At 61.4% G+C, this 14,535-nt stretch carries 16 protein-coding genes; 9 read left to right on the top strand and 7 right to left on the bottom strand.

Annotated elements, in window-relative coordinates; genetic code table 11:
• The first annotated feature begins 3 nt into the window (after positions 1 to 3).
• From QP994_RS05020 to QP994_RS05010, 3 genes are all read left to right on the top strand, one after another.
• The gene (locus QP994_RS05020) at positions 4 to 1,404 is read left to right on the top strand and encodes a class II fumarate hydratase (RefSeq protein WP_284865595.1); all 1,401 of its coding nucleotides are present in this window, start codon (positions 4 to 6) and stop codon (positions 1,402 to 1,404) included.
• A 113-nt stretch (positions 1,405 to 1,517) separates the two neighbouring features.
• Positions 1,518 to 2,129, top strand: coding sequence for a TetR/AcrR family transcriptional regulator (locus QP994_RS05015; protein WP_284865594.1), 612 nt, complete (start codon positions 1,518 to 1,520; stop codon positions 2,127 to 2,129).
• On the top strand, positions 2,123 to 3,655 hold the full coding sequence (locus QP994_RS05010; protein ID WP_284865593.1) for an MDR family MFS transporter: 1,533 nt from the start codon (positions 2,123 to 2,125) through the stop codon (positions 3,653 to 3,655). The genes QP994_RS05015 and QP994_RS05010 overlap by 7 nt, the downstream gene beginning before the upstream one ends.
• 4 nt (positions 3,656 to 3,659) lie before the next feature.
• Here the strand turns inward: QP994_RS05010 and QP994_RS05005 are convergent, their stop codons facing one another.
• The 4 genes from QP994_RS05005 to QP994_RS04990 form a co-directional block, all read right to left on the bottom strand.
• The gene (locus tag QP994_RS05005; RefSeq protein ID WP_284855410.1) at positions 3,660 to 4,205 is read right to left on the bottom strand and encodes a GNAT family N-acetyltransferase; all 546 of its coding nucleotides are present in this window, start codon (positions 4,203 to 4,205) and stop codon (positions 3,660 to 3,662) included.
• Between the two features lie 43 nt (positions 4,206 to 4,248).
• On the bottom strand, positions 4,249 to 5,592 hold the full coding sequence (phoH2, locus tag QP994_RS05000) for an RNA 5'-3' helicase PhoH2 (RefSeq protein WP_284865592.1): 1,344 nt from the start codon (positions 5,590 to 5,592) through the stop codon (positions 4,249 to 4,251).
• Positions 5,593 to 5,722: 130 nt separating this feature from the next.
• Positions 5,723 to 6,226 (bottom strand): LGFP repeat-containing protein, encoded by a 504-nt coding sequence (locus QP994_RS04995; protein WP_284855408.1) that lies wholly within the window; start codon positions 6,224 to 6,226, stop codon positions 5,723 to 5,725.
• 41 nt (positions 6,227 to 6,267) lie between these two features.
• A complete protein-coding gene (locus QP994_RS04990) occupies positions 6,268 to 6,951 on the bottom strand; it encodes a type 2 periplasmic-binding domain-containing protein (RefSeq protein WP_284865591.1) in 684 nt (227 codons plus the stop codon).
• Between the two features lie 22 nt (positions 6,952 to 6,973).
• Between QP994_RS04990 and QP994_RS04985 the strand changes: the two genes are divergently transcribed.
• Entirely contained in the window at positions 6,974 to 7,345 is a 372-nt protein-coding gene (locus tag QP994_RS04985; RefSeq protein ID WP_284865590.1) for a DUF5997 family protein, read from the top strand.
• Here QP994_RS04985 and QP994_RS04980 read toward each other — a convergent pair.
• Entirely contained in the window at positions 7,342 to 8,247 is a 906-nt protein-coding gene (locus QP994_RS04980; protein ID WP_284865589.1) for an HtaA domain-containing protein, read from the bottom strand. The genes QP994_RS04985 and QP994_RS04980 overlap by 4 nt on opposite strands.
• Positions 8,248 to 8,409: 162 nt before the next feature.
• Here QP994_RS04980 and QP994_RS04975 point away from each other — a divergent pair, with 162 nt between their 5' ends.
• Genes QP994_RS04975 through QP994_RS04960 form a run of 4 tightly spaced genes read left to right on the top strand, consistent with a single transcriptional unit; the run spans position 8,410 to position 11,359 of the window.
• The gene (locus QP994_RS04975) at positions 8,410 to 9,306 is read left to right on the top strand and encodes a transporter substrate-binding domain-containing protein (protein ID WP_284865588.1); all 897 of its coding nucleotides are present in this window, start codon (positions 8,410 to 8,412) and stop codon (positions 9,304 to 9,306) included.
• 3 nt (positions 9,307 to 9,309) lie between these two features.
• Positions 9,310 to 9,963, top strand: a complete 654-nt coding sequence (locus QP994_RS04970; RefSeq protein WP_284865587.1) for an amino acid ABC transporter permease — start codon at positions 9,310 to 9,312, stop codon at positions 9,961 to 9,963.
• A complete protein-coding gene (locus QP994_RS04965) occupies positions 9,953 to 10,624 on the top strand; it encodes an amino acid ABC transporter permease (protein ID WP_284865586.1) in 672 nt (223 codons plus the stop codon). Before QP994_RS04970 ends, QP994_RS04965 begins: the two co-directional genes overlap by 11 nt.
• Positions 10,625 to 11,359: an amino acid ABC transporter ATP-binding protein gene (locus tag QP994_RS04960; RefSeq protein WP_284855401.1), complete on the top strand. Its 735-nt coding sequence runs from the start codon at positions 10,625 to 10,627 to the stop codon at positions 11,357 to 11,359.
• A 12-nt stretch (positions 11,360 to 11,371) separates the two neighbouring features.
• On the opposite strand, the gene glyA is transcribed toward QP994_RS04960, so the two are convergent.
• Positions 11,372 to 12,661 carry a serine hydroxymethyltransferase gene (gene glyA / locus QP994_RS04955; RefSeq protein WP_284855400.1) on the bottom strand — a complete coding sequence of 430 codons (1,290 nt, stop codon included), beginning with the start codon at positions 12,659 to 12,661 and terminating at the stop codon, positions 11,372 to 11,374.
• A 157-nt stretch (positions 12,662 to 12,818) separates the two neighbouring features.
• On the opposite strand from glyA, the gene coaA reads away from it, so the two are divergent.
• A complete protein-coding gene (gene coaA / locus QP994_RS04950) occupies positions 12,819 to 13,745 on the top strand; it encodes a type I pantothenate kinase (protein ID WP_284865585.1) in 927 nt (308 codons plus the stop codon).
• Between the two features lie 18 nt (positions 13,746 to 13,763).
• Here the strand turns inward: coaA and QP994_RS04945 are convergent, their stop codons facing one another.
• The gene (locus QP994_RS04945) at positions 13,764 to 14,534 is read right to left on the bottom strand and encodes an isoprenyl transferase (protein ID WP_502870009.1); all 771 of its coding nucleotides are present in this window, start codon (positions 14,532 to 14,534) and stop codon (positions 13,764 to 13,766) included.
• Position 14,535: the final 1 nt, after the last annotated feature.

The raw sequence follows: 14,535 nt of genomic DNA, 5'->3' as shown, positions 1-14,535 counted from the left end.
ACAATGGCTGATCAGGAATACCGCATTGAACACGACACCATGGGTGAAGTGAAGGTCCCCGTCAACGCGCTGTGGCGTGCACAGACCCAGCGCGCGGTGGAGAACTTCCCCATCTCCGGCCGTGGGCTCGAAGCACAGCAGATCCGCGCACTTGGCTTGCTCAAGGCAGCGTGTGCCCAGGTGAACAAGGACTTGGGCAAGCTGGACGCCACCAAGGCTGACGCGATCATCGCCGCTGCGAAGGAAATCGCCGATGGCAAGCACAACGCCGAATTTCCTATCGACGTTTTCCAGACCGGCTCGGGCACATCCTCCAACATGAACACCAATGAGGTCATCGCGTCCATCGCGAAGGCTAACGGTGTTGAGGTTCACCCGAACGACGATGTGAACATGGGCCAGTCCTCCAACGACACCTTCCCTACTGCTACCCACGTGGCAGCAACGGAAGCTGCAGCGAACGACCTCATCCCTGCGCTGAAGGTGCTGCAGGAGTCCCTGGCTAAGAAGGCTGATGAGTGGCACGAGGTGGTCAAGTCCGGCCGCACTCACCTCATGGACGCAACCCCGGTCACCCTGGGCCAGGAGTTCTCCGGTTACGCCCGTCAGATCGAGCTGGGTATTGAGCGTGTGGAGGCAACCCTGCACCGCTTGGGCGAGCTCGCTATCGGCGGTACCGCAGTGGGCACCGGCATCAACACCCCGGCTGAGTTCGGTGGCAAGGTGACCGAGGAGCTGGTGAAGCTCACCGGTGTGACGCAGCTGTCCGAGGCAAAGAACCACTTCGAGGCACAGGCTAACCGCGACGGCCTCGTTGAGTTCTCCGGTGCGATGCGCACCGTTGCCGTCTCCCTGTACAAGATCGCCAACGACATCCGCCTCATGGGTTCCGGCCCACTCGCTGGCCTGGCAGAGATTCACCTGCCGGACCTGCAGCCGGGTTCCTCCATCATGCCGGGCAAGGTCAACCCGGTTCTGTGTGAAACAGCAACGCAGGTCTCCGCACAGGTCATTGGCAATGACGCGGCTGTGGCATTCGGTGGTACCCAGGGCCAGTTCGAGCTCAACGTGTTCATCCCGATGATGGCGCGCAACGTCCTCGAGTCCTCCCGTCTGCTGGCGAACACGGCACGCCAGTTTGCGACCAGGCTTGTCGACGGGATCGAGCCCAACATCGAGCGCATGCGCACCCTGGCTGAGTCCTCCCCGTCTATCGTGACCCCGCTGAACTCTGCGATTGGTTACGAGAACGCAGCGAAGATTGCTAAGCACGCAGTCGCCGAGGGCATCACCATCCGCCAGGCCACGATCGACCTTGGCTTCGTTGACGGTGAGAAGCTCACCGAGGAGGAGCTGGATAAGCGCCTCGACGTGCTGGCAATGGCACACACTGAGCGCAACTAAGCGCACCTCAACCAGACCCTGGCAGGCACGCCCTGTCAGGGTCTGTGTTTTTCTCAAGCAGCCCGCACGCTACCCCTTTGCCAAACTTTGCACTGGGTGTAAAGTTCCAGGGCATGGGCTGGGAAGAAAAGCGGCGGGAGACGCGGCGGAGGATTACGGAGAGTGCGGCGGGGCTCGTCGAAAAGCATGGCTTCGATGATGTGACCGTCGAGGACATCTGCGCCGATGCCGGCATTTCGCGGCGGACCTTTTTTAATTACATGAAGTCCAAGGATGAGGCCGTACTCGGGCCCGCGCCTCTGACCGTGTGCGAGGACGGGCTGCGCACAATCGCGGAGACGCAGGCGGACAACCTCGTTGACCTGATCCTCAGTGCGAGCAGTGTGTCGGACGGAGTGATGGCGGGGCAGGATGCGTTCGCGCGACGTCGCGCGATGTTCGCTGAGAATCCCACGCTGGCGACGCTGGCGTTGGCGCGGCGGCGTACGGTGCTCACCGCTATCGGGGAGGCACTCGCCGAACACTTCGCGCGCTTCCCCGCGGATCGGCGACGCCCTGAGATTCCCGTCGAGGCCGAGATCCAGGCCATCATTGAGCTGGTTCAGGCTGCGGTGAGCATCACCGCTTTCCAACCTGGTTTTTTCGATCCGGGACTCGACTTGCGCGACAACGTCCGCAACGCCGCCACCTTCATCACTGACTACGCAAGGACACTCGAATGGTAGACACACAAAAACCCAACGTTGGTCTGGTGTTCGCCGCGCTGCTCATCACCATGCTGATGAGTTCGCTTGGGCAGATGATTTTTGCCTCCGCCTTGCCGACGATCGTGGGCGAACTCGGCGGCGTCGAACACATGAGCTGGGTGATTTCCGCGTTCATGGTCACCATGACCATCGCGATGCCGATCTACGGCAAGCTTGGCGACGGACTTGGCCGCAAATGGTTCTACATCGCCGGCATCGCCTTCTTCATCGTCGGCTCAACGCTGGGTGGCTTTGCTAACTCGATGACCATGCTCATCATCGGACGCGCGGTGCAGGGCTTTGGTGCGGGCGGCATGATGATCAATTCGCAGGCGATCATCGCTGAGGTCGTCCCGGCACGCCAGCGCGGGAAGTACATGGGTGTCATGGGCGGCGTCTTTGGTATTTCCTCGGTGTTGGGGCCAGTGCTCGGTGGCTGGTTCACGGACGGACCGGGCTGGCGCTGGGGTTTGTGGATGAACATCCCGCTGGGGCTGCTCGCCATGACGGTGGCCACGCTGGTGCTGCACTTGTCCAAGGGCAGCCGGGAAGGGTTCCGCTTCGATTGGGTGGGCGCTGCACTGCTCACTGTGGCGACCTCCACCCTTATCCTGGCCACAACGTGGGGCGGGCTGCAGTATCCGTGGACCTCCGCAACCATTCTGGGGCTGCTGGCAACGTCGGCGGTGGCGGCGGCAATCTTCGTGGCGGTGGAGCTGCGCGCCGACAACCCGCTCGTGCCCATGCAACTGTTCCGCAACCGCAACATGACGCTCACGACCGCAGCCGGTGTCGTGCTCGGCGTATCCATGGTCAGCGCCATGGCGTACCTGCCCACCTACCTGCAGATGGTGCACGCTCTCAGCCCCACCGAGGCTGGTTTCATGATGATCCCCATGGTCGGCGGCATGATCCTCACCTCCACCGGTTCCGGCGCACTCATTTCACGCCGCGGGAGCTACAAGAAGTTCCCCATCATCGGCCTGTGCATGGTGGCGGTGGGCTGCTACCTTCTCTCCCGACTCACCGTGGACACCAGCTTGGGCACGCTCGGTGCGTTCATCTTCGTCTACGGCTTCGGCTTGGGCCTTGTCATGCAGGTGCTCATCCTCATCGTGCAGAACTCGTTCCCGTTGGCGGTTGTAGGAACGGCGACTGCCGCGAACAACTTCTTCCGCCAGATCGGCATGTCCGTGGGTGCGTCGGTTGTAGGCTCGATGTTCATTCACAACATGCAGAACAACATGGCGGAGCGGCTTCCCGCCGCTTTCGCGGCGATGGGACCCGACGGTGCGCAGTATGCCACGGCGTTCCAGGAGGGCGCGGCCGCGTCCTTGACGCCGGGCTCCGTTCATAAACTGCCGGAGCCACTACGTGAGGTCATCGCGAGCAGCTACAACGACGGCTTGACCCCTATCTTCCTCCTGCTCATTCCACTTGTTCTCGCAGCGGCGGCCGTGCTGCTGCCCGTGCGGGAGGACAAGCTGAAAGAAACGGTGGACTAGCGCCTTAGCTGTCAGCCTCGGGCTTCTCGCCGGGCTTGGGCAGCAGCAGTTCGTAAATATCGGTATCGCGCCAGGTGCCGGCCATCTCGCCGTAGGTCATCTTGGCCATCTGGTGGTAGGTGCCCACTTTGACGAAGCCACGGGAGATGTGCAGCCCAGCCGAGCCCTCATTCTCCGGGAAGATCCAGGAGTGGATGGACCATTTGTTCAGGCCCTTGCAGGTCTCAATGAGCTTGTCCAGCAGCGCGCCCGACACACCACGTCCGCGGGCTTCCTCACGGGTATAGATCGAGTCTTCGACCACGCCGTGAAAAACGCTTCTCGACGACGCCTGCGCCGCCGCTACCCACCCCAACACATAATCATCATCGTCTTTCTCCGTGGCGACAAAGACCGTCTCAATGATCTTGTTCGTAGAGAACTTTGCCCAGGTCGGGCCCTCGGTTTCATAGGACGCGTGGCCTGTACCCAAGCCTGCCTCGTAGATCTCGCGGACCTGCGGGTAGTCTTCGGGCCGAATGGGGCGAATGGTGAAATCGCGTTCAGACATGGCGCCTATCGTACAACCAGAAAAGAGCCCAACCTGAAATTGGCTAGTGTTCCTGGTCTTCGAGCAGGTCAGTGACCAATTCCGCGATGGCAGAACGCTCCGAACGCGTCAGGGTGATGTGAGCAAACAAGTCCTCACCCTTCAGCTTCTCAATCACGGCCTGGACCCCGTCGTGCCGCCCCACACGCAAGTTGTCGCGCTGGGCAACATCGTGGGTCAACACAACGCGTGAACCGCGGCCCAGACGGGACAGGACGGTCAGGAGCACGTTGCGTTCGAGGGATTGGGCTTCGTCGACGATCACGAAAGCGTCGTGAAGCGAGCGGCCCCTAATGTGCGTGAGCGGCAAGACTTCGAGCAGATCGCGCGCGGCGATTTCCTCCATGACGTTGTCGGAGACCACACCTTCGAGCGTGTCGTAGACCGCCTGGGACCACGGGTTCATCTTCTCCATCTCATCTCCCGGCAGGTAGCCCAGGTTCTGGCCACCGACGGCGTAGAGCGGACGAAAAACGATGATGCGCTTGTGCTCCCCGCGCTCCAGGACGGACTCGAGGCCCGCGCACAGCGCCAACGCGGACTTGCCGGTGCCGGCGCGGCCGCCGATGGAGACGATGCCCACGGAGGCGTCGAGAAGCAGATCGAGCGCAACCCTCTGCTCAGCGGAGCGACCGGACAACCCGAAGGCGTCGATGTCGCCGCGGACGAGACGCAACCCACCGCTGGGCGCGACGCGTGCCAGCGCCGACTGCGTGCCGGCCTGCACCCGCACGCCACAGTGCACCGGAAGATCCCCGGTATCCACGGCGGCGAAACCGGTGGCGTAGAGCTCGTCGATCTCTTCCCCGGAGATCTCCACCTCAGCCATGCCCGTGTACCCGGTAAGCACGACGTCCTGGGCGCGGTATTCCTGCGCGGGCAAACCCACGGCGCCGGCTTTGACGCGCAGCGGCACATCCTTGGTCACCAGAACGGTGTCCTTGCCTTCCTGCAGGAAGTTGTAGGCGCACGCGAGAATCCGGTTGTCATTCTCGGTCCCCCGCAGCGCCGCCGGCAGATTCTCCTGCGACTGGTGGTTCAGCTCCACGCGCAGCGTGCCGCCGTCCACGTTCACCGGCATTGGCTGATCCAGGCGGTCATAGTCGGCGCGCAGGTCCTCCAAAAAACGAAGAGCTTGGCGGGCGTACCAGCCAAGCTCTGGGTGATGGCGTTTGTTCTCCAGCTCCGTGATGACCACGAGCGGCAACACAACGCTGTGCTCTGCGAACTTCCGCAGTGCCCACGGGTCGGACAACAGGACCGATGTGTCCACCACGTAGGTTTTCAGCGCCGTCGGCGGCGTGAGTTGTTCAAAGGTGTCTAGTTGCGTAACAGGAGGGTTCAACATGTAGCTCCCCTAGTGCGGTTGGCATGAGCCGTCACCGGTCTCCTCGGTGCCCGGCACCCGTCACACTAAGGCAGCCAGGTGGAAATTACATCGCTGTAAGATGAATTTCCGGTTACGAGCCCCTCCGCGCCTAGCTCACACGCTCCACAAAAGACCCATTTTCTTGAACCCACTCGATGGTGCCGTGTTGGAATTCTTGGGTCCAGCCGGTGCCGTCTTCAAGCTTCTTCTCTGCCCCCGTGGGCACACCGATCTCCGCGTCGAGGCCACCGTGCTCCTTCCACACGCGCGCAATCTCTCCGACAAGGGCAACCGGGCCCGTCTCGGGGTTGTACACAATGTTCTGGCCACCGTCGTAAGAGATGAGCGTGGTGCCGTCCTGGCGGGATTCCACCGTGACGGGCTCACCCCAATCACGCAGCCCCAGCGTTTCAGTGGCGTTCGCTGCCTTGGCCGGGACGAGAACCTTCGTGCCGTCCTGGGTGGTCAGCTCAACCGTGTCGTTGCTTGCCTCAGCGGTGCTGGTCGTTGTCTCCGCCGTCGTGGGTTCCTCTGCCTGGTTCTCCTCGTTCGAGCAGGCGACCATACTAAAAGTCAGCGCAAGCGCAGTAGCAGCAATCGTGTAGTTCCTCATTGCCTCTCCTCTTTCATTCAACGTTTTCATTATGCAAAAGCTTATCGACGCCTCCCCCTTCTCCCCACCGCTCCCCTGCCGCGCTGCTGCGAGCTTTTCTTCTTCAGGTTTTTCTGCTGCGTACCCTTCTGTTCAATGGGCTTCTTCGCCTCCCGCGAAGAAGCACGCGACGAGTTCCGCGTCCGCCCCTTAGCCACGCCGACGAAGTCCTGGATGGCATCGCTATCGGCGCTGATCTTCCACACCAAACCGATTTCTGTTGGCTCCATACCCTCCGGCTGGGAGGTGAGGTCCACAACCGCGACCTGCTTTTTCGACAGGACTTTCAGCAAAGGGGCTGGCGCATACGCGATGCCGACGTTGGCGGCGACGACTTGGAGGGCGGAGCGGAGATCGTCGATAAGCGAATCGGGCTTGTACGTGAAGTTGATGATCTCCCCGGCGAACTCGCGTGGCGCGAGCTTCTCCCCCATCTCCGCGAAGACGGAATCTTTGGGTACGGCCACGCCGGGTGCCTCGCTGTAGAGGCCCACGCGATGGTAGGTCTCCCCCGGCTCCCCGATGCGGTCATCGAGGCGCATGAGCGCGAGGTCTGCCTCACCGGTCTCGACGAGCGCAAACGGGTCATCCGACGGCAGTTCCTCCAACCCGTGGTCCGTGGTCTCGCGGTAGCGCGCGAACCATTTCCCTGGCTCCGTACCGGTGACAAAAGCAATGCGCAGCATGCCTCGATGCTACCGTTTGGGCATGAGCGAAACTCCGTCAACCACCCCGTCCAGCACCGCGATGAAGCCGGCGACCGCCGCGAAGAAACTGGGCATCTACCTGCCCGCCACCCCGCCTGAATTCCAGGCTGGCGGCATCACGCACGCCAAGTTGCGCGACCTGCAAGACAATCCGCCGCAGTGGCTGACCGAACTACGCCGCAACGGCCCCCACCCGCGACCAGAAGTTGCGCGCAAGCTGGGCATCTCCATCACCGCGTTGAAGAACAACGACATGGACAAGCCCCTGACCAGCGCTGAGATCAAGGAGCTGCTGAGCAACCAGCCCGCATGGTTGTCAGAGGCGCGCCGCATTCACGCTGAATCGCGTGGCAGCGCGCCTGCTGACGACTAGCGCGGTGCCGGCACGCCCGGGATCAGGCCGGCGAACCATGCGCCGACTGCCCCCAGGATTGCGAGCAGCGCCAAGACAACGCCGAAGCCAATGAAGGTGTCTCGGTTGATGCCGATTCCACCGGAGTAGTCGTAGGTCTTCTCCTCGGCCGTCTCCGGCTCAACCGGCTTATCGCCGTCCTCGGCAAAGTTCAGCGAGAGATTGATGCGGCCGTCCTTGAGCTCTCTACCTTCTGGGTAGCTCAGCAGGGACTGCGCCCCGCCCTTCTGCAGGGTAGGAATCAGGCCGGAGAAGTTGTCGCTTGTTCCAGCACCGGCATCAAGCTTCCTGCCAAGATCGAAGGTTGCCAGGACCTGATTCGTTTCCGATCGATCTTGCACATTCTGATTGTTCACGCCACCCTTCACCTTGTAGTCAGCGATGATGGATGCCTTGGTTCCCTCTTCGATCTTGATCTTGAAGTTGGAGTAGCTCAGATCCAGTCCCCAGGTTCCACCCTGGCCCAAGCCCTTGTGCCCAAGGAATGCAAGGCTGCCGAGAAGAGCAATGGTCCCGTTGCCATCCTTATCCAGCTTGGATGCCTTCGGGTCGACCGGGAAGTCAAAGCCAGTGACAGCATTTCCATTCGTCTTGGCGCGAGCACCATCAGACACGGTGATCTTCCCGCCGCCAATACGGCCCTGGATGTAATCCAAGTATGACTTCTTGATCGGCCAGGACACGGTGCCGGACTTCACGTCGCCAGCCTTAAGCAGGCCCTCCTGAGGCGCGTCCTGGACAGGGGCCGCCGCGTTGGTCGGCGTTTCCTGGGCAACAGCGTGCGGGGCAACAAACACGCCGGCGGTCACGGCAGCGGCGGTGCCGGCTGCCAGGAGAGTACGGGTGAAAAAGGCACGAGACATGAAAGTTCCAATCAATCGAAAGGTGTCAGACTTATTGCTGGCGGTGAGCCTATCACAAAGCCCAGCTCAAACACCTCATTTCACATAACTAGACAGAGTGGTGTACTTTTACTGAACCAAGCGGTTTAACCGCGTTTTGTTCACGAGAGAAAGTTCACTGTCATGTCATTCTTTTCATCCCGAAAGTCCAGCGCCCCACGCAAGCGCATTGTCGCCGGCGCAGCGGCACTCCTCGCCGCCATCTCCCTGACCGCCTGCTCCGCGGAATCCGGCAACGCTGATGCCACCAACGGCGCGGAACCGTCCGCTGACTTCCGCAACGTCGCCGCAATTCAGGAGTCCGGCGCGGTGAAGATCGGTGTGTTCTCGGACAAGTCCCCCTTCGGCTACGTGGATTCCAACGGTGAGTACGCGGGCTACGACATCGAGTACGGCAACCGTCTGGGCGAGGATCTGGGCGTCGATGTCGAATACGTGCCCGTGGAGGCCGCTTCCCGCGTGGAGTTCTTGGACACCAACAAGGTCGACATCATCCTGGCCAACTTCACGGTGACCCCAGAGCGTGCAGAGAAGGTGGATTACGCCAACCCGTACATGAAGGTGTCGCTGGGCGCGGTCACGCCGGACAACGCGCCGATTGATAGCGTTGAGGGGCTTGAGGGGAAGAACGTGATCGTGGTCAAGGGCACGACCGCGGAGGCCTACCTGGAGAAGAACCACCCGGAGATCAAGCTGACCAAGTTTGAGCAGTACACGGAAGCAACGAATGCGCTTCTCGACGGTCGCGGCGACGCCTGGGTCACCGACAACACCGAGGCTCTAGCGTGGGCTGCAAAGACGGAGGGCTTTTCCGCCACGATCCCAACGCTGGGCGACACCGACACCATTGCCGGCGCCGTAGCCAAGGGCAACGACGACCTGCGTGAGTGGCTGAACAACAACCTGGTCGAGCTGGGCAAGGAGAACTTCTTCCACAACGCCTACGAGAAAACCCTGAAGCCGGTCTACGGCGATGCGGTCTCTGCTGACGACTTGGTCGTTGAGGGCGGACAGCTCTAACTCATGGATCTTTCGGTCATCACCGAGAACATCCCGGTTTATGCCTCGGCGGCAGTCCTCACCGTGAGGGTTGCCGCCAAAGGCATTCTGCTGGCATTTATCGTCGGCGCGCTGGTGGCCGGGGTGCGGTTTTTCAAGGTTCCCGTACTCCGCCAGATCGCGCGGGTATACATCGAACTGTCCCGCAACACTCCCCTGCTGGTGCAGTTGTTTTTCTTGTACTTTGGCCTGCCCAAGGTGGGCATTGTGCTGGAGAGTGAAACCTGCGCCGTGGTGGGCTTGGCTTTCCTGGGTGGCTCGTACATGGCGGAGGCGATCCGCGCCGGACTTGAGGGCGTTGCCCCAATTCAGTTGCAGTCCAGTTTGAGCCTGGGCATGTCGCGCACACAGGCGCTCCGGCACGTGGTTGCGCCACAGGCAACCGCATTAGCCTTGCCCGCGATGACTGCGAACATCATCTTCCTGATCAAGGAGACCTCGGTGGTCAGCATCGTCGCGTTGCCGGACCTGGTCTACACCGCGAAGGAGCAGATCGGCCAGACCTACGAAACGCGCGAGGCTCTGCTGCTTTTGGTCACGTTCTATTTGATCATCCTGCTGCCGGTATCACTGATTGCAGGTCAGGTGGAGAAGAAGGTGCGTGCGAATGTTTTCTGATCTCCACGTCCTCGCCGATGGCAATAACTTCCAACGCCTCCTCAACGGCCTCGGCGTATCCATTCAAATCGCACTCGCGTCAATGGGGTTGTCGATCGTGTTGGGGACGGTGTTGGGGGTGGTGATGACGTCGAAAAGCAAAATCGTGCGCGCCATCACCCAGACCTACCTGCAGTTTGTGCGCATCATGCCGCAGTTGGTGCTGCTGTTTCTCGTGTACTTCGACGCCACGCGCGCGTGGGGGTTGAACCTGGATGCGCGTGCTGCGGCGGTGATTGTGTTCACCGTGTGGGGCACGGCTGAACTGGGTGATCTGGTGCGCGGAGCCATCGAATCCGTCCCGGAACACCAATACCTTTCCGCGACGGCCCTGGGTATTGAGGGACGCGCGCTGTACCGTCACGTCGTGCTGCCACAGGCGCTCCGTGGCCTGCTCCCCGCGACGATCAATCTGACCAACCGCATGATCATGACCACGTCCCTCGTCGCGCTGATTGGCGTGGTGGAGGTACTCAAAGTCGCGCAACAGATCATCGACGCCAACCGTTTTGAATACCCCTCCGCTGCCCTGTGGATCTACGGCGTGGTGTTCCTGCTGTATTTTCTCGTGTGTTTTCCTATCTCGCTCGCCGCGCGCAAGCTGGAAGAAAGGTGGAGCTAGATGTCACTAATCTCGCTCGAGCATGTTTCAAAGACCTACCCCAACGGGCACAAAGCGCTTGTCGACGTCTCCGTGGCCGTCGCCCCCGGCGAAGTCCTCGCCATCATCGGCCCCTCCGGCTGCGGCAAGTCCACGCTTTTGCGCACGGTCAACGGGCTGGAGCCGGTGGATTCCGGCCAGATCCTGGTCAACGGACGCGATGTCGCATCCAAGGCGACCAAGCTCAGGGACGTCCGTTCCGACGTGGGCATGGTGTTTCAGTCATACGACTTGTTCCCACACCTGACGGTGATGGACAACCTGCTGCTCGCCCCGAAGGTGGTCAAGGGCGCGGATCTCACAGAAGCTCGGGAACGCGCGATGGCGCTGCTCGAACGCGTGGGTCTCGCCGAAAAGGCCGACGCCCGCCCGCGCGAGCTCTCCGGTGGGCAGAAGCAGCGCGTCGCCATCGTGCGTGCACTGATGATGCAGCCGAAGGCATTGCTTCTTGATGAAATCACTGCCTCCCTCGACCCCGAAATCGTCCGCGAAGTCCTCGACGTGGTCGTCGGCCTCGCCCGGGACGGCATGACCATGATTGTGGTCACCCACGAGATGGCGTTCGCCCGCGCTGTTGCGGACCGAGTCGCCTTCATGGACGCGGGCCGCATCGTAGAAATCGCGCCACCAGAGGAGTTCTTCGCCGCGCCGACATCACAGCGTGCACAACGCTTCCTGGACCAGTTGGTGTTCTAGGGGCAGTTTCCCCTAGAGCAGCTTCCACTCCTCGAGCCCCGGGTACAGCGGGTACTGTTCTGCCAGCTTGGTTACGCGAGCACGCAGGGAGTCAACGTCAGCGTTCTTGCCCTGTGAGAGAGCGGTGCCAATGATGTCAGCTGTCTCCGTGAACGCAGCCTGGTCAAAGCCGCGGGTAGCCAGTGCGGAGGTACCGATGCGCAGGCCGGAGGTGACCATCGGCGGGCGCGGGTCATTCGGCACGGCGTTGCGGTTGACGGTGATGCCCACGGCGTGGAGGAGATCTTCTGCCTGCTGGCCGTCGAGCTCAGAGTTGCGCAGGTCAGCCAGGACAAGGTGCACGTCGGTTCCGCCGGTGAGCACGTCAACGCCGACTTCCTTGCAGTCCGCGGAGGTGAGGCGCTCAGCGAGGATGCGGGCACCTTCGAGGGTGCGCTCCTGGCGGTCCTTGAATTCCGGGGTGCCGGCGATCTTCAGCGCGGTTGCCTTCGCAGCCACGACATGCATGAGCGGGCCACCCTGCTGGCCGGGGAACACAGCGGAGTTCAGCGCCTTGCCGTACTCTTCCTTCGCCAGGATCATGCCGGAGCGCGGGCCACCAAGCGTCTTGTGGATGGTGGTGGACACCACGTCAGAATACGGCACCGGCGACGGGTGCAGGCCGGCGGCAACAAGGCCAGCGAAGTGGGCCATGTCGGTCCACAGGTAGGCCCCCACTTCGTCGGCAATCGCACGGAACGCGGCGAAATCAACGGTGCGCGGGTACGCGGACCAGCCGGCGATGATCACCTGTGGGCGGTGCTCGAGAGCGAGCTCGCGGACCTTGTCCATGTCAATGAGCATGGTGTCCGGGTCAACCTCGTACGCCACGACGTTGTACAGGCGGCCGGAGAAGTTGATCTTCATGCCGTGAGTCAGGTGACCACCGTGTGCCAGGGAGAGGCCCATGATGGTGTCACCCGGCTTGATCAGCGCGTGGAGCACAGCAGCGTTTGCCTGCGCACCGGAGTGCGGCTGAACGTTGGCGTACTCAGCACCAAACAGTGCCTTGGCGCGGTCACGGGCGATGTCCTCAATGACGTCAACGTTCTCGCAGCCACCGTAGTAGCGGCGACCCGGGTAGCCCTCGGCGTACTTGTTGGTCAGCACGGAGCCCTGTGCCTGCAGCACGGCGCGGGGAACAAAGTTCTCCGAGGCGATCATCTCGAGGGTGTTGCGCTGGCGGGCCACCTCCCCGAGGATCTGCTCGTACACGTCGGGGTCGAGCTGGGAGAGCTCTTGGTAGCGGAGGTCATCCGTCATGGGGCTGCACCTGTTCCTTTCGCATTGCACGGTTTCGTGCCCACCATTGTGCCCCACCGCGCGCTGGGGCGTTCAATCTACTGCCAGAAAATCCCAGAAAGTCACCTCGCCGGACCCAATCGGGTGGCCAACGCCTGACAGTGCAACAATGGTGCCCATGCCGCGACCAGCTGATCCCAGCCCCTACTTGGACTTCCCACGTGACGCGTGGCGTGAGCGTCGCGCCAAGATGCCACAGGTGCTTAGTGAAGCCGATTTGGAGGAACTCCGCGGTATCGGCGAAATCATTGACCTGAAAGAGGTCGCTGATATTTATCTGCCGTTGTCGCGTCTCATCCATTTGCAGATTCGCGCGCGCCAGAAGCTGACGGCAGTGACGGAGACATTCTTGGGTGAGAACCCAGGCCATGTGCCGTTTGTTATCGGGATTGCTGGGTCAGTCGCTGTGGGCAAGTCCACGACGGCGCGTGTGCTCCAGGTGCTCCTGCAGCGCTGGGAATCACACCCGCGCGTGGACCTTGTCACCACCGACGGGTTTTTGCTCTCATCGGATGAGCTCAAGAGCCGCAATTTGATGAACCGGAAGGGTTTTCCGGAGTCTTACCATCGCCGCGATCTGTTGCGCTTTGTCACGGAAGTCAAGGCTGGGCGCCGGAATGTCAAGGCACCGGTGTATTCGCATGATGCGTATGACGTGATCGAGGGTGAGTACCAGATCGTCGATCAGCCAGACATTCTCATTCTGGAGGGGCTCAACGTTTTGCAGACTGGCCCCACGCTCATGGTGAGTGATCTTTTTGATTTCTCCGTCTACGTGGATGCGCGCACCGAGGATATTGAGCGGTGGTACATCGACCGCTTCATCAAGCTCAAAAACACGGCGTTCCGCGAGCCGGGTGCGCACTTTGCGCGTTTCGCGGAGCTCACGGATGAGCAGGCCGCAACGGAGGCCCGCGCTATTTGGCAGACGATTAACCTGCCCAACCTCGTGGAGAATATTCTGCCCACCCGTGTGCGCGCCTCGCTGGTTCTCAAAAAATCAGCTGATCACTCAGTGCAGCGCGTGCGCATGCGCAAGATGTAGCTTGCTTATCGACGCCCCCTACTTCCCAAACCTCCTCGACCTCTGCGAGTAATCCCGGAGCGCGCGAAGGAAGTCGATTTTGCGGAACGCCGGCCAGTAAGTGTCCGTGAACCAAATCTCCGAGTAGGCGGATTGCCAGAGCAGGAACCCTGACAACCGCTGCTCCCCCGATGTGCGGATGACCAGGTCCGGGTCGGGCTGGCCGGAGGTGTAGAGGTGCTCGGAGAGAGACTCGACCGAGACCTCGTCGATTAGCTCTTCGAGCGTGACCCCTTCTTCTGCTTTGGCGCGAATGAAATTCTGCACGGCATCCACGATTTCTTGGCGGCCACCATAGCCAACGGCAATGTTGACCACGATGCCGTCTTTGTTTTCTGTTGCTGCTGCCGCCGCCTGCATGCGCGCGGAGACTTTGTCCGGCAGCAGTTCCAGGTGACCGACGAGGCGGATGCGGGCCTCAAAATCGTCGCTAGATAATTCGTCCACAACACCCGAGATGATGTCGTAGAGCAGCTGCACTTCCTCTTCGGTGCGGGAGAGATTCTCCGTGGACAGAAGGTAGATGGTCACCACATCCACGTTCATTTCCGCAGACCAGCTGACTAGTTCCCCGATTTTCTTGGCACCCACCCGGTGCCCGTGAGCAATATCCGTGAACCCGGCTTCGCGCGCCCAACGTCGATTGCCATCTGCCATGACAGCAATATGCTTCGGGCGAGTTACACCCGCCAACTCATGCTTCAAACGCCGTTCGTACAACGGGTAGAGGAGTCGGTCAAACATAGCCACG

The sequence above is a fragment of the Corynebacterium sp. MSK044 genome (assembly GCF_030232825.1).
GTDB lineage: Bacteria > Actinomycetota > Actinomycetes > Mycobacteriales > Mycobacteriaceae > Corynebacterium.
The sequence above is the reverse complement of the archived record's forward strand: the minus strand, read 5'-3'. Positions and strand labels throughout refer to the sequence as shown.

Bases quoted from the DNA above. Each gene is read 5' to 3' on its own strand.
- QP994_RS05020 (WP_284865595.1), top strand. From the start codon at position 4: ATGGCTGATCAGGAATACCGCATTGAACACGACACCATGGGTGAAGTG.
- QP994_RS05015 (WP_284865594.1), top strand. From the start codon at position 1,518: ATGGGCTGGGAAGAAAAGCGGCGGGAGACGCGGCGGAGGATTACGGAG.
- QP994_RS05010 (WP_284865593.1), top strand. From the start codon at position 2,123: ATGGTAGACACACAAAAACCCAACGTTGGTCTGGTGTTCGCCGCGCTG.
- QP994_RS05005 (WP_284855410.1), bottom strand. From the start codon at position 4,205: ATGTCTGAACGCGATTTCACCATTCGCCCCATTCGGCCCGAAGACTAC.
- phoH2 (WP_284865592.1), bottom strand. From the start codon at position 5,592: ATGTTGAACCCTCCTGTTACGCAACTAGACACCTTTGAACAACTCACG.
- QP994_RS04995 (WP_284855408.1), bottom strand. From the start codon at position 6,226: ATGAGGAACTACACGATTGCTGCTACTGCGCTTGCGCTGACTTTTAGT.
- QP994_RS04990 (WP_284865591.1), bottom strand. From the start codon at position 6,951: ATGCTGCGCATTGCTTTTGTCACCGGTACGGAGCCAGGGAAATGGTTC.
- QP994_RS04985 (WP_284865590.1), top strand. From the start codon at position 6,974: ATGAGCGAAACTCCGTCAACCACCCCGTCCAGCACCGCGATGAAGCCG.
- QP994_RS04980 (WP_284865589.1), bottom strand. From the start codon at position 8,247: ATGTCTCGTGCCTTTTTCACCCGTACTCTCCTGGCAGCCGGCACCGCC.
- QP994_RS04975 (WP_284865588.1), top strand. From the start codon at position 8,410: ATGTCATTCTTTTCATCCCGAAAGTCCAGCGCCCCACGCAAGCGCATT.
- QP994_RS04970 (WP_284865587.1), top strand. From the start codon at position 9,310: ATGGATCTTTCGGTCATCACCGAGAACATCCCGGTTTATGCCTCGGCG.
- QP994_RS04965 (WP_284865586.1), top strand. From the start codon at position 9,953: ATGTTTTCTGATCTCCACGTCCTCGCCGATGGCAATAACTTCCAACGC.
- QP994_RS04960 (WP_284855401.1), top strand. From the start codon at position 10,625: ATGTCACTAATCTCGCTCGAGCATGTTTCAAAGACCTACCCCAACGGG.
- glyA (WP_284855400.1), bottom strand. From the start codon at position 12,661: ATGACGGATGACCTCCGCTACCAAGAGCTCTCCCAGCTCGACCCCGAC.
- coaA (WP_284865585.1), top strand. From the start codon at position 12,819: ATGCCGCGACCAGCTGATCCCAGCCCCTACTTGGACTTCCCACGTGAC.